Origin of the sequence: Nonomuraea gerenzanensis, from assembly GCF_020215645.1 — a bacterium.
GTDB classification, from domain to species: Bacteria; Actinomycetota; Actinomycetes; order Streptosporangiales; family Streptosporangiaceae; genus Nonomuraea; species Nonomuraea gerenzanensis.
In genome coordinates this window covers 11,698,665-11,712,219 of the sequence record NZ_CP084058.1, presented here as the reverse complement: position 1 = coordinate 11,712,219, position 13,555 = coordinate 11,698,665, and the positions used below count along the sequence as shown (strand labels likewise).

The following is a 13,555-nucleotide window of genomic DNA, read 5'->3' as shown; positions in this document are numbered from 1 at the left end:
GACTCGCGCGGGCACGCTTTGCGAGGGGCCCCGCCCGCGCGATCGGGGGGTACGGCTGGTGCTGCCGTACCCCTCATCAATCGTGGCGCAGCGCGTTGTCGAGATCGTCCAGCCGCGCCTCCAGCTCGCTCAGGCAGGCGGGGGTGAGCCTGCCCTCCCTGAGACGGTCGGAGAGCTTCTGACGCAGGCCGCTGGTCCCCGACCGCACCGAAGGCCCGTGCCGGGGGGTGACGGCGTCCTGGAGCACCTGGGTGAGGTCGAGCACGACGTCGTCGTCGGTGGCGCCGCACGGGGTGCGCGCCTTCAGCACGGTGGTGAAGCCGGCCGCGGCCTGCTCGACGGTGATCACCGCGCTCGGCGTGCTCTCGATCAGCTTGGCCGTGGGCGACGGCGTGGGCTGGGCGAGCTTCGGCAGCGGCTCGGGCGCCGGCGTCTGCTGGAACCACAGCAGCGCCGACAGCGCCAGGGCGGCCGAGCTCGCCACCGTGAGCCCGCGCCGCACGTGGCGGCCCAGCGTCGCGGTGCCGAGCGTGGAGGTCAGCCCCGAGACGATCTGCGCCGCCGTCGGGCGGTCCTCCGGCTCGTGCGCCAGACAGCGCTGGCAGAGCGTGGCCAGCGCGTACGGCACGCCGGGCACCCGGGGTGGCGGCTCGGTCCGGTGCGCCGCCTCGATCTCCTCCCACGTCGTGCCCGGGTACGGCGTGCGCCCGGTGAGCATGGTGTGCAGCAGCACGCCGAGGGCGTACACGTCGACGGCCGGATGGGTCGGCGCGCCGAGCAGGCGCTCGGGGGCCACGTAGGGCGGGGTGCCGCGGTCGTCGTCGGGGTCGCCGGCCCACGCCGCGATGCCGAAGTCGAGCAGCTTGGGGCCGTCGGCGGTGAGCAGCACGTTCTCCGCCGTGACGTCCCTGTGCACCAGGCCGCGGGCGTGCCCGGCCATCAGCACGCGGGCCAGCCGCAGCGCGATGGCCGCCGCCTCGTGCCAGGGCAGCGGCCCCTTCTCGATGCGCTCGGCCAGCGGGGTGCCGTCGAGCAGCGGCATCACGACGTAGGCCGCGACGCCACCGCCCGTGGTGACGGTCTCCCCGTAGTCGTAGATCTCGATGGAGTCGGGGTGGATGAACCTGGCGGCGGCGCGGGCCTCGCTGCGCACGCTGACCCGCTCTCCCGGGTCGGTGTGCAGCGAGGCCGTGAGCACCTTGACCGCGATCATCCGGTGCAGGGACTGGTCGAAGGCGCGCCAGATGACCGACATGCCGCCGCGGGCCAGCGGGTCCAGCAACAGATACCTGCGGGCCAGTATGTCCCCAGGCTCAAGCCGACTCACGGATGACCAGTTCCGTGGGGAGTACGGGGTCGATCCCCGCGGCCCCCGTGAGGAGCAGCCGGGTGGCGACCGTGGCGAGCTCCTCGACGGGCTGGCGGATCGTGGTCAGGGCCGGGACGGTGTGCCTGGCGACCGGGGCGTCGTCGAACCCGATCACCGCCACGTCCGCCGGCACCTTGCGTCCCGCTCTGCGCAGGGCCTGGATCGCGCCCGCCGCCATCAGGTCGGAGGCGACGAAGACGGCGTCCAGTCCCGGGGCATGGCGTAACAACCACTGCATGGCGTGGGTGCCGGAAGCCGCGGTGAAGTCGCCGTAGGCCACCGGCACGTCCGGCGCGCCGGCCGCCTGCAGGGTGCGTACCAGGCCCTCCAGCCGGTCGCGGGCGCCGGGCAATGACGGCGGGCCGCCGATGGCGGCCACGTTACGGCGACCCGTTAGCAGGAAGTGCTCGGCCGCCTGCCTGCCGCCGTCGAGGTTGTCGACGTCGGCGAACGGGAGCTTGAGGTCGTGGGGCGGACGCCCGATGTTGCGGACGGGGACGCCCGAGGTGGATAACTTGATCGCCAGGGGGTGACGCTCTCTCGCCCCCACGATGAGCACCGCGCCGGATAAGGCGGGCAGCGTGGAGGAGGTGGGGGTGACGGTGGTCACCATGAGGTGGGTGCCGTGCTCGGCTATCACGGCGCCCGCTGCGGACAGGAGCCTGGCGTAGTAGGGCTCGGAGAAGAGCCGGGGTAAATGATCACAGACGACTGCTGTGACCCCGTCGGCCATGGTCTTGGCCGCCGTTCCCCGGGGCGCGCGTTGTCGGACGTATCCCATTCGGGACACGGCGTCGTAGACTTGGCGGCGGGTCGAGGTACTGACCCGCACCGAGCCCGTGAGGACTCGAGATGCGGTCGCGGGGGAAACCCCTGCAGCGGCCGCCACCTGTGCCAGTGTGGGCTGCTCGGTCATGGAGCACCTCGCGGAAAGATCCTGGGAGCGCTCCCACGTTACCAATGTTTCGCCGCTGTTAATAGGGTCTTTGCAAGGAGTGCGTCCCGCAGTACGGACGCACTCCGAATTTGCTCAGCTAGGGGCACTGGTAACCGACAGAGGTTTCTGTGCCGGATGTGGATCACGGCATATTATCCGTGCCCGATTTGTCTAATCCGGCGATCAGGAAACCCTTCCTACCCGTGATCAGCCGAAATCGGCGATGTCCACGTCCTCCAGCTGGCCGTCCACGTCCCCGTCGCCTCGCGGCTCCGTCCGCTCCACGGGCGCGCAGCCGGAGCCGCAGCCGCCGAAGCGGGAGGTGTTGATCGGGGTGAAGTTCGTCGCCGGGGTGCCCTTCAGGGCGGCGATCATCGTGTCCTTCCAGATCGGCCCGGGGATCGAGGCGCCGAAGACCGAGCCGTAGTAACGGCCGCCGATGGTGATGTTGTTCAGCTTGTGGTCCTGCGCGCCGCGCGGGTCACCGATGCTGACCGCGCCGGCCAGGTCCGGGGTGAACCCGGCGAACCAGGCCGTGGCCTGCGCGTCGGTGGTGCCCGTCTTGCCCGCGGCGGGCCGGCCGATGCCGCCCACGCTGCGCATCGTGCCCTGGGTGAACACGCCGGACAGCACGCTGGCGGCGGCGTCGGCGACCTCGGGGTCCAGGGCCTGGTTGCAGTCGGGCTTGTAGTTCGTCACCTTGCCGTTGCGGTCGGTCATCTTCGTGATGGCCATCGGCTTGCAGTACTTGCCGCGCGCGCCGATCGCCGCGTACGCGGTGGCCACGGTCACCGGGTCCATCTCGTTGGTGCCCAGCGTGAACGTCTCGTACTCGGTCAGCGGCAGGCCGTCGGAGCGCTTGATGCCCAGCGACTTGGCCGTCTTGACCGTGTCGCAGAGGCCGACGTGCTCCTCCAGCTTCATGAAGAAGGTGTTCACCGAGCCCCAGGTGCCGGTCTTCAGCGACTTGAAGCCGCCGCCGCCCTCGTCGTTGGTGACGGTGTGGCTGGGGTCGCCGATGTTCTGGCCCTTGCAGTTCTTGAAGGTCGAGTAGTACGGCGCGCGGTAGCCGCTGCCCACCGAGAACCCGTCGTTGACCTGCATGCCCTCCTTGAGGGCGGTGATCAGGGTGAACGTCTTGAACGTCGAGCCCGCCTGGAAGCCGACGCCGCCGCCGTGCACGTGGTCCGCCACGACGTTGTACGACATCTCCTTCTTGCGCTTGTTGGTGCCGAACTTGCGGCTGGCGGCCATGGCCTTGATCTGGCCCGTGCCCGGCTGCACCAGCGCCTCGGAGGCGACCGGGTTGTCGGAGGCGAACACGTGCTTCTTGATCGCGTTCTCGGCGGCCTTCTGCATCTTCGGGTCCAGCGTGGTCTGGATCGTCAGGCCGCCCCGGTTGAGGAACTGGCTCCTGGCCTTGGCGCTCTTGCCGAACGTCTTGTTGGTGAGCACCTCGTTGCGGACGTACATGCAGAAGTACGGGTACGGGCTGGCCTCGCAGCCACCCGGCAGGGGAGTGCCCTTGTAGCCGAGCGGCTTCTTCTTGGCCTCGGCCGCCTCCTCGGCGGTGATCTTCTTCAGCTCGGCCATCCGGTCGAGCACCACGTTGCGCCGGTCGAGCAGCCGCTTGCGCTGCGCCTTGCCGAGGTTGGGGTCCGTGGCGTTGGGGTCCTGCACGGCGCCGGCCAGGGTCGCCGCCTGCACGAGGTTCAGCTCGGAGGCCTGCACGCCGAAGAAGCGCTTGGCCGCCGCCTCGATGCCGTTGGCGTGCGCGCCGAAGTAGGCGATGTTGAGGTACTTCTCCAGGATCTCGTCCTTGGTGTACTTCTCCTCGACCGCCATCGCGTAGCGCAGCTCCCTGAGCTTGCGCGCGTAGCTCGCCTCCAGGGCGGCGTTCCGCTCCTCGTCGGTGGTCGCCGAGTTGAGCAGCACCTGCTTGACGTACTGCTGGGTGATGGACGAGCCGCCCTGGGCGATGCCGCCGGAGGTGAAGTTCTTGGCCAGGGCGCGGATGGTGCCCTCGATGTCGATCGCGCCGTGCTCGTAGAAGCGGAAGTCCTCGATGGAGATGATCGCCGTCTTCATGATCGGAGCGACCTGGTCGAGCGAGATGGTCTCGCGGTACTCCTCGTAGAACTGCGCGATCTGGTTACCTTCGGCGTCCAGGACCGTCGTCTTCTCCGCGAGCGGCGGCTCCTTGAGGTCCTCGGGCTTGATGCCTAGATCCTCGGATGCCGAGACGAACATCGCTCCGGTACCCCCGACCGCAGGCAGCGCGATTGCTGCGGCGACCACACCGGCCGCGGCAGCCGCCGCCGTCAGGCGTGCGACACTCGACAAACGGGAACCCATGCTGGTAAAACCTCCCCATCCTGGCATTACGGTGCATCCTAAACCCCGGCATGACATGCTCCAGGTAAAGACTTGGACGTTCGGCATCGCCGGATTGTTCGGGGTTTTTCGCCGGAATCGGGGTCATCGGCTGGTTCGTGCAGCGTGGGGCTCCTGAGGTCTCTGCGACTGTCGGTGATTCCCCCACGCTGAGGCAAAGAACCGTGTCGCCCGCGCGGCAGGCCCGAGCCGGGCTGGCAACGTTCACCTGGGCATTTCTTGCTGCCTTGGTGGAGGGGCTTATGCGTCGTCGCGTCGGCGGTGACGGCGGGCACGTCGATCGGTTGCTCGCCGCCGCCAGGACCTGCTGGGGAGACACCCCCGGCGGTGCCGGGTGCGTCGTGGCGGAGACCTACGACGAGGATCTGCGCGTCGTGGTGCGGACGCTGACGGTCGCCAGGGCGGTCTGCGGGCTGCTCTCGGCGCGGCTGGCCGTGCTGACCACGCCGGACTGGATGCCGCTGGCCCGGGCGTACGGCGCCGTGCAGGACCTGCGGCCGGAGGAGTCGCCCGTCGCGCTGGTCACCAGCCGGGCCGACCGGGCCGTGCCCCGTGAGCTGCCCGTCGTGCACGTGCACGGGACGGGGACGCTGAAGGCGTACGCGATCTTCCCCGACCAGGGGACCTGCTCCTTCCAGGACGAGCTGCCCGCCAGGGTCGGCGCCTTCTTCGAGCGGCACGTCTGGCCGCACAGGGAGCTGATCAGGCCCAGCGCCGAGCGGGTGGCCTGGCGGGCGAAGAGCGGCTACCAGGTCCGTACGGACACCGAACGCCGCCAGCTGCGCCACCACGGCTGCGCCCGGCTCGGCCTCGACGCCGACCGGCCCACGATCGCGGTGTTCGGCCACGCGCCGGGGCGGGACACCGAGCTGTTCGACGCAACGGCCGAGTTCGCCGCCGCCGACGAGTCCGCCAACTGGCTCTTCCTCGACCCCGTGCCCGACCCCGTGCCCGCCGCGGGCCGGCCCCGCGTCCGGTGCGTGCGCGGCTCGTTGTCGACCACCATGTTGTGGAGCATGACGGACGTCGGCGTCGCGTTCGGCGACAGCGACCTGCCCGGTTTCGGCATTCCCGTCATCCAGGCCGGCTGGTCCGAGGGCGGCGCCTGCGGGGCCACGCACGTGCCCGCCTCGCCGTCCGAGCACCGCGGGCTGCTCCGAGAGGCCATCGCCAGGCACGCCAAGGGAGAGACCGTGCTCGGGCCCGAGCAGCGCGAGCGCGCCCGGCTGTGGTCGTGGCTGCGCCGCTGCGGGGCCGACGTGCCCAGCCAGCTCCTGCCGCACTGGGAGCAGGGGGACGACTACGCCCGGGCGCTCGCCGTCAACCTGCGGCACGTGGAGCCGGGAGGCGACCCCCTGTACGGGGCGGTGCGGCGGCTGTGGGAGCGGCGCGAGCCGATGCTCACCCGCCTCGACCTCCACGACCCGGCCGCGCTGGCCGCGCTGGCCGCAGTGGGGAGCGTGCGATGACCAGCTCGTGTGACCCGGCGGGGTCGAAGCCCGCCCACCGCGTCCGATGACCAGCTCGTGTGACCCGGCGGGGTCCAATCCCGCCCACCGCATCCGATGAGCGGCCGCCACCACGCGGCCGCTCCCCTTCCCTCCAGGAGCATCCGATGACCAGCTCAGGATCCACCACCGACCTGGACCAGGTGATCCTTCCCGCCATCCCGCCCGTACACCTGACCAGCGGCCGGCTCGCCCCCCTCCAGGTCACCGACCGGCTGCATCGCGGCAGCCAGATCGTGGGCAGGTTCGAGACGTCGGGGCTGGCCGGCTTCAAGGTCTCGGCGCAGGGCCGCCCGCTGCGGGTGCTGGTGTCGCTGTCGGCGGACGAGCGATCGGTGAGCGGCTGGCACACCGGGACCACCTCGGCCCCCACGCTGCCGCGCCTCGTCCAGGTCCGCTCCCAGGGACGGCTGCGCCAGTGCGTGCTGCTGCGCGGCAAGAAGGCGCACGCCCGGGTGGCCTTCGACCTCACCCCCGAGGAGATCCCCGACGACGGCCTCATCTGCGTCGAGGTGCTGGACGTCACCGAGGGCGACGGCGTCTGCGAGGAGGTCCGCCAGGCCGTGTCCGGGCGCGTCGCCGCCGACGGGGTGGCCGGGGTGCGGCTGGACAAGGTCGTCTTCGAGGAGCCGCCGCCGGTGGACTACGACCCGGACACCCTCGACGGCTCCCGCTGCGAGCTGTACTCGCTGATCAGCGCCGGCGGCCTGGCCAACGTCAACCGGCAGGGCGTGCGGGCGCTGCGGTCGGGCATGTTCGTGGTCAACCCGGTGCTCAAGGACCGGTTCGGGTCGAGCGGACACATCACGCTCCGGCTCGGGACACGGGCGGAGGCGGTCAGCATGATCCCCGCGACGTGGCGGCGGGTCAACAGCGAGCTGCGCTGGCTCCGGCACGCCACCAGGAAGCTCCTGCACGCCGCGGCGCCGTCCGTGGAGCGGATCATCAGCTTCCGGGACGGGGACCTGGGCGCGCCCGCGCAGACCGTGCGCGGGAACATCACCGAGCTGGAGCTGACCGGGCCTGCCGGGGCGCCGCTGCTGGTGATCCTCGCGCCGTGCCCGGACGCGGTCCCCACGCTGGAATCGGGCACCGCGCGCTAGACGTACTCAGCCCGGCGGGGCGGTGGCGCGCGGTCACGGCGGCCAGGACGGGATCCTGGAGCAGTGGCGGCGTGAGCGGCCCGATCTCGACCTGTCGGACGTGCTGACGTCGAGACGCTCGCCGGGCTCATGCGCAAGCTGGTCAACGGTCCTCTTGGTGACCGCGGGGACGGCGATGCCCGATGGACCGGGGAAAAATAGCGATCACCTGTGATAACGCCGCTCACCGGGCAGTGGATCCAGGTGGGCGGTTTGCGTATCGAGACGACCAGACATCTGCACTGCACGGTCATGCGCGCCAGCGGCGTGCTCGACCATGCGGGACGGGCCCGGTTCAGCGCCCGCATCAACGCCGTGTGGGACTGGTCACCCGGGCCCACCCTCGTCTTCGATCTGGCCGACCTCGACTTCTACGACTCGTCGGTCATCGGGGTGCTGGCGATGGCCATGCAGCGGATGGCCGAGGAGGGCAGCGGCCGGATCTTCGTGGTCCGTCCCTCCGATCATCTGCTGTCGGTGTTGCGGCTGACGGACCTGCTGTCACACGTGGAGGTGCGCGACAGCGTGGAGGAGACGGTGGCGGAGTTGATGCTGCGCTCGGGAGATCACGGCGTGCCGGAGCACGCCGCCATCCCACCGCCGTCGCTGATCTCCCGCCTGAACGTACGGCGGGACCACTGCTGACCCGCGCTCACGCCGGCACCGCCGTCCCAGCGCTCACAGCCCGTAAGCCTCCAGCAGCCGGAGCCAGACCTCGCTCACCGTCGGGAACGACGGCACCGCGTGCCACAACCGGTCGAGCGGCACCTCGGCGGTCACCGCGATCGTGGCCGCGTGCAGCAGCTCGGCCACCCCCGGACCCACGAACGTGACGCCGAGCAGCACCTTCCTGTCCTCGTCCACGACGGCCCTGGCCTTGCCCCGGTAACCGTCACCCAGCAGGTAAGCCCCGGTGACCGCCCCCATGTCGTAGTCGACGACCCGCACCCGGAACCCGTCGGCGCGGGCCACCTCCTCGGTACGGCCGACGGCGCAGATCTGCGGGTCGGTGAAGACCACCTGGGGCGCACCGTAGCCGCCCGCGAGATCCCGCATCGCCGGCAGCTCGTCGCCCCGCGCCCGCGCGGCGATCACGTCGCCGCAGATCCTGGCCTGGTACTTGCCCATGTGCGTCAGCAGCACCTGCCCGTTGACGTCGCCCACGGCGTACAGCCAGCCGCCCTCGACCCCGGTGGCCCGCATGCTGTCGTCCACCTCGACCGGCTTGTCGTCGGGCAGGCCCACCGAGGCGAGCCCGAGGTTGCGGGTCGCGGGGTGGCGGCCGGTGGCCACCAGCAGCTCGTCGGCCTCCAGCGGCGGCCCCTCCGGCAGGTGGACGGTGACCTTGCCGCCGGGCTCGGGACGCTCGACCCTGACCACGTCGGTGTGGGTGCGTACCTCGATGCCCGCCTCGGCGAACGACTCGGCCAGCAGCTCGCCCGCGAACGGCTCCATGCGGTTGAGCAGGCCGCCGCCGCGCACCAGCACCGTGGTCTGCCGCGCGCCCAGCCCGTGCATGGCCTGCGCCATCTCGCAGGCGACCACGCCGCCGCCGATCACGACCAGCCGCTCGGGGATCTGGGTCGCCGCCGTCACCTCGTGGCTGGTCCACGGGGACGCCTCGGCCAGGCCGGGGGTGCGGGGGATGGCGGCGGTGCTGCCCGTCGCCAGCACCACCGCGTGGCGGGCGGTCAGGACGCGGTCCTCGCCGGTGCCGGTCGTCACGCGTACGCGCTTGGGGCCGTCGAGGCGGCCGCGGCCGCGTACGAACTCGGCGGGCACGCTCTCGATCCAGCGGATCTGCCCGGCGTCGTCGTAGCCGGACACGGCCTCGTCACGCCTGGCCAGCACCTTGGCCACGTCGATCGGGCCCAGCGAGAGGCCGGGCACCCGCGCCACCTCACCGGCCAGGTCGATCGGCCGCAGCAGCGCCTTGCTGGGCACGCACGCCCAGTAGGAGCACTCGCCACCGGCCAGCCGCTCCTCCACGATCGCCGCCGTCAGGCCACCCCGCACGGCCCGGTCCACGACGTTCTCACCGGCGGGCCCCGCCCCGATCACGATGACATCGAACTCGTCAGCCACCCCTGCCTCCACAAGACTCGTTCGGCTATCAGGGAAATGCTTTCACGCGCGGTCGGCGGTCCCTGCACACGCCCCCGCCACTGCGTCGTCCCTCGACGGCGGGTGAGCGCCGTGAGACGACCGGCCCCGCTCCTGGGGCCCAGCTCCGGCTGATCACCTGCGGCGGCACGTTCGACCACGCCCGCCGCAGCTACCGCGACAACATCATCGTGTTCGCCCGTTGACGTGGCATCGCGAGGCGCGCCGCCGAGGAGCCACCTCCCCGGCGGCGCGGCCACGCCGGCGCATGGTCCAGGCCCGCGCTCCCGATCCCCGCCCGCCGCCTACCGCATCGCCTGCCTCTTCGCCGTCACGTACGGCCCACGTCGAAGTCCGTTAACCCGCGCGTCGTAGCGTGCCCGGCATGGCGGATGACTACCCCACCTCGGTCCCGTTCCGGCAGTCGACCGACGGCTATCACACCTATCGGATCCCCGCGGTCGTGGTGACGGGGGCAGGGACGGTGCTGGCGTTCGCGGAGGGGCGGCGGGGGTCGGCGTCCGATTCCGGGCACATCGACCTGGTGCTCAGGCGTTCGACCGACGGCGGACGGACGTGGGGCGCGCTGCAGGTGGTGGCCACGGAGCCGCGGCGGGGGACTGCCGGGAACCCGGCGCCGGTGGTGCTGGACGACGGCCGGATCGTGCTGGTGTTCGTGCGGCAGGGGCCGTCGGCCACTGAGGAGAAGATCAGGCGGGGGCAGGTTTCGGCCGCTGACGGGCGGCGGGTGTTCGTGCAGGTCAGTGAGGATGACGGGGTCACCTGGTCGGCGGCCAGGGAGATCACGCAGGGGGCGAAGCGGCCGGAGTGGCGCTGGTATGCGACCACGCCGGGGCACGCGCTCGTGGTGCGGCAGGGCGAGCAGGCCGGGCGCATCGTCGTGCCCGCCAACCACTCGTTGCCGCCCGGCGGGCAGGACAACGGCACCGAGGGCAAGTACAACGGCGGTCACTCGCTGCTGAGTGACGACGGCGGGCAGACCTGGCGGATCGGGTACGTGGACGACACCCCCGACGGCTACGTCAACGTGAACGAGACCACCGCCACCGAGCTGCCCGACGGACGGATCTACGTCAACACCCGCACCGACTCCACCGCCCCCGGCACCCGGGCCGACGCCTACTCCGCGGACGGCGGGCAGACGCTGGAGCTGCCGTTCCGGCCGCAGGCCGGGCTGGTGGGGCCGGTGGTGGAAGGCAGCGTGTTGTGGTGCGACTCGCCGGACGTGCTGCTGTTCTCGGGTCCGGCGGCTCCGGACGCGCGGGCACTGATGACCGTACGGGCGAGTCGCGATCATGGTGTCACGTGGCGGGCGGTGCACACGGTGTCCGGGTTGCCCGCCGCGTACTCCGATCTGGTGCGGGTGGACGGTGAGACGGTGGGGTTGCTGTTCGAGACGGGGAACTTCGGCCCGTACGAGAGCATCGCCTTCCGCCGGATTCCCGTCGCCGAGCTGGCCGGTTAGGGCCAATGCCGGGAAGTTAAGGACTTGCGGCGGCCGTCAACTGGGGTTGGGTGAGGATCTCAGTGGTGATGGCCGCCCGGTGGTTGGTGCGGTCGACTTGCCCTTTCGCCCGGTGTTTGGAGATCGCGCGTTTGACGATGCGCGGGCTGATGCGGGCGCGGCGTGCGGGCAGTGGGGCGGCGAGTACGGCGCGTCCGATGCGTCCGAGCAGGTCGATGGTGGTGCCGGCGAGGATACCGGCGGCACGGATGATCTGATCGCGGGCGGTGTGCAGGGCGATGGAGAAGCTGGCTCGGTCATCGGTGATGGCGGGGCAGGCGGCGGTGGCATCGGCCATGGCCAGCCGCAGAACCTGGTAGGCGGTGAGCAGGGCATAGATTTCCTGGTCGACGCCTTGCGGGGTGCGGGCGCGCAGGACCCGGCCGCCGAGGATGGTCGACTTCAGCTCGAGGTAGACCGTTTCGATCTCCCAGCGCTGGTGGTAGAGGACGACGAGGTCGCGGGCGGGGTAACGGCGCTGGTCGAGCAGGCTGGTGATCAGCCGGTAGTGCACGGTGCGCCGGCTGCTGCCCGACAGCGTGATGGTGAGGTGAGCGTCGATGACGCGGATCGGTACGCCGCCCAGCACGCTGGCCCATGACCCATCGGGCAGGGTGGCCAGCCGGGGCAGGGCCCGGCCGGCCTTGCAGCGGATCAGCAGGTCCGCGCCGGTGCCGGCGATCGCCGTGATGAGGCTCTTGACCGCGAAGTTGCGGTCGGCCAGCAGGATCATCCCTGGGTGCAGGCAGCTGAACAGGGCGGGCGCGTAGCTGGTCTCGCCGGTCTTGAACGGGCCGAAGGTCGCGGCCAGCAGGGTACGGGTGCCGCAGACGACCACGGCCAGCAGCCGCACCAAGGGGTAGCCGGACCCGCCGTGCGAGCCGCTTTGATGCCCGTACCGGGTCAGGTTCGCCGGGCTGTCGGGCACCGACATCGTGGTGCCGTCCATCGCGCAGACCAGCAGCCCCCGCCACCGCAGCGCACCCGCCGACGGCCCGGCCAGCAGCTCGAACAGCGCTTTCAACGGCGCCACCCCGACCCGGCGCCGTGCCTGGGCCAGCGCCGAGGATGACGGCGCCACACCCGGCACCGCCAGTCCGGACACCAGCCGCGCCCACACCTGCCGATAGCCCAGCCCCGCGAACAGCCCGGCCGCCAGCAGCAGATACACCACCACCCGCGACGGCAGGTCCCGCAGCCGCCGCTCCACCGTCCCGGCCTCGGCCAGCACCTCATCAACCATCTCGAACGGAATGATCTGGGTCAGCTCGCCCAGATGACCCGGCGCGAACACTCCCGCAGCAGTCCGGGTGGTCGATGTGACCGTGCTGATGGCGCGGGCCAGGGCGGACCTGGCAGACTGTCGGCTCAACGGAGATCCAGTCTGTTGACGGATGGTTGTGGAAGATCACCCGTTCTACTGGATCTCCGTTCTCATGTCCCGGCTTCCCGGCACACCCCTTGCGCAACCACCAACGACCCTAACTTCCCGGCATTGCGGTTAGGGCTCGACGACGATCACCTCGTACGTGGGGGAGGTCGGCGGGATCGTGGTGAGGTGCGCGTTGACCACGGCGAGCCGGTGACGGTCGATGAGCGCGGCCGTGGTGGGGAAGTCGAAGAGCGGGCTGGTGATCGTCTTCTCCAGGACGCCGCTGGTCAGGCCGGGGTCCAGCCGGAAACGGGAGACCTGGCTGAGTGAGTTCACCGCCCACAGGCGGTTGCCGGACAGCACGATGCCGTCGGCGTTCGGCACGTCCACGCCGGCGATGGGCGTGCTGGCGCCCGTGGCGGGATCGACGGTGTAGAGCTTGCCGTGCCCGGTGTGGGCGACGACGAGGGTGCGGCCCGCCGACTGGATGCCGTTGAGGTTGAAGTCGGCGCTGGTGTCGGCGGCCGGTCCTGTGAGGTCGAGCGTACGGGCCGGGCCGAGCGCACCCTTGCGGCCGATCGGTACGAAGTACAGCTTGGCCTGGAGCGAGTCGGTGAACCAGACGCCGTCGCGGGCCAGGGCCGTGTCGTTGACGACGCCCGCCTCCGGGCTCGCGAGCTGGTACGTGGCCACCGTCGCGCCGGACCGCAGGTCGTAGACGTAGGCCTGGCCGGTGAAGCCTCCCGCGACGAACAGCAGGTCGTGGCGCAGGTCGGCGACCATGCCCACCGCCATGCGGCCGTCCGGCACGTCGATGAAGCGCTCGGCGGTGCCGCGCCGGGCGTCGCCGCGGTAGATGTCGCCGTTGAAGAGGTCACCGGCGTAGAAGGTGGTGCCGGGGCCGGCGGCGATGCCCTCGGCGGAGGTGGCGCCGGGCAGGATGATGACCTGGTTCGAAGTGGGGGTGGCAGGGGTCTGGCCCGCGGTGGTGGTGGCCAGGGCCGGGTGCGCCCAGGTGGTGATCAGGAGTGCCAGCGCGAGGGGTAGGCGCAGGAGTCTGGGGAGGGAGGAGTGGCGGCGGAGGTTCTCATGCATGGCATCTCCTGGACGGGGAGTTGCTCGGCGCCCCTGCTGTCGCGCAGGGCGTACGGGATGAGCTCTGGCCTCGAACGCCCATCCCTTATCTCACCGAACGGAGATCCGCA

At 71.1% G+C, this 13,555-nt stretch carries 10 protein-coding genes; 4 read left to right on the top strand and 6 right to left on the bottom strand.

Going from position 1 to position 13,555, the window contains the following annotated elements:
* Nucleotides 1–76: 76 nt before the first annotated feature.
* The 3 genes from LCN96_RS54590 to LCN96_RS54580 form a co-directional block, all read right to left on the bottom strand.
* Nucleotides 77–1,282: a serine/threonine-protein kinase gene (locus LCN96_RS54590; RefSeq protein ID WP_225270253.1), complete on the bottom strand. Its 1,206-nt coding sequence runs from the start codon at nucleotides 1,280–1,282 to the stop codon at nucleotides 77–79.
* Nucleotides 1,283–1,313: 31 nt separating this feature from the next.
* Nucleotides 1,314–2,285: a LacI family DNA-binding transcriptional regulator gene (locus LCN96_RS54585; RefSeq protein WP_080044423.1), complete on the bottom strand. Its 972-nt coding sequence runs from the start codon at nucleotides 2,283–2,285 to the stop codon at nucleotides 1,314–1,316.
* 228 nt (nucleotides 2,286–2,513) lie between these two features.
* On the bottom strand, nucleotides 2,514–4,556 hold the full coding sequence (locus LCN96_RS54580; protein ID WP_225270252.1) for a transglycosylase domain-containing protein: 2,043 nt from the start codon (nucleotides 4,554–4,556) through the stop codon (nucleotides 2,514–2,516).
* A 386-nt stretch (nucleotides 4,557–4,942) separates the two neighbouring features.
* Here LCN96_RS54580 and LCN96_RS54575 point away from each other — a divergent pair, with 386 nt between their 5' ends.
* From LCN96_RS54575 to LCN96_RS54565, 3 genes are all read left to right on the top strand, one after another.
* Complete coding sequence (locus tag LCN96_RS54575; RefSeq protein ID WP_225270251.1) at nucleotides 4,943–6,169, top strand: hypothetical protein; 1,227 nt, start codon at nucleotides 4,943–4,945, stop codon at nucleotides 6,167–6,169.
* Between the two features lie 146 nt (nucleotides 6,170–6,315).
* Nucleotides 6,316–7,311: a hypothetical protein gene (locus LCN96_RS54570; protein WP_225270250.1), complete on the top strand. Its 996-nt coding sequence runs from the start codon at nucleotides 6,316–6,318 to the stop codon at nucleotides 7,309–7,311.
* A 252-nt stretch (nucleotides 7,312–7,563) separates the two neighbouring features.
* Nucleotides 7,564–7,995 (top strand): STAS domain-containing protein, encoded by a 432-nt coding sequence (locus tag LCN96_RS54565; RefSeq protein ID WP_225270249.1) that lies wholly within the window; start codon nucleotides 7,564–7,566, stop codon nucleotides 7,993–7,995.
* 33 nt (nucleotides 7,996–8,028) lie between these two features.
* On the opposite strand, the gene LCN96_RS54560 is transcribed toward LCN96_RS54565, so the two are convergent.
* Nucleotides 8,029–9,435: a dihydrolipoyl dehydrogenase family protein gene (locus tag LCN96_RS54560; protein WP_225270248.1), complete on the bottom strand. Its 1,407-nt coding sequence runs from the start codon at nucleotides 9,433–9,435 to the stop codon at nucleotides 8,029–8,031.
* A gap of 403 nt (nucleotides 9,436–9,838) precedes the next feature.
* Here LCN96_RS54560 and LCN96_RS54555 point away from each other — a divergent pair, with 403 nt between their 5' ends.
* The gene (locus tag LCN96_RS54555; RefSeq protein ID WP_225270247.1) at nucleotides 9,839–10,939 is read left to right on the top strand and encodes a sialidase family protein; all 1,101 of its coding nucleotides are present in this window, start codon (nucleotides 9,839–9,841) and stop codon (nucleotides 10,937–10,939) included.
* A 16-nt stretch (nucleotides 10,940–10,955) separates the two neighbouring features.
* Here the strand turns inward: LCN96_RS54555 and LCN96_RS54550 are convergent, their stop codons facing one another.
* Together LCN96_RS54550 and LCN96_RS54545 are read right to left on the bottom strand one after the other, a co-directional pair.
* Nucleotides 10,956–12,350 (bottom strand): IS4 family transposase, encoded by a 1,395-nt coding sequence (locus tag LCN96_RS54550; protein WP_225270246.1) that lies wholly within the window; start codon nucleotides 12,348–12,350, stop codon nucleotides 10,956–10,958.
* 129 nt (nucleotides 12,351–12,479) lie between these two features.
* A complete protein-coding gene (locus tag LCN96_RS54545) occupies nucleotides 12,480–13,445 on the bottom strand; it encodes an SMP-30/gluconolactonase/LRE family protein (protein ID WP_225270245.1) in 966 nt (321 codons plus the stop codon).
* Between the last annotated feature and the right edge of the window lie 110 nt (nucleotides 13,446–13,555).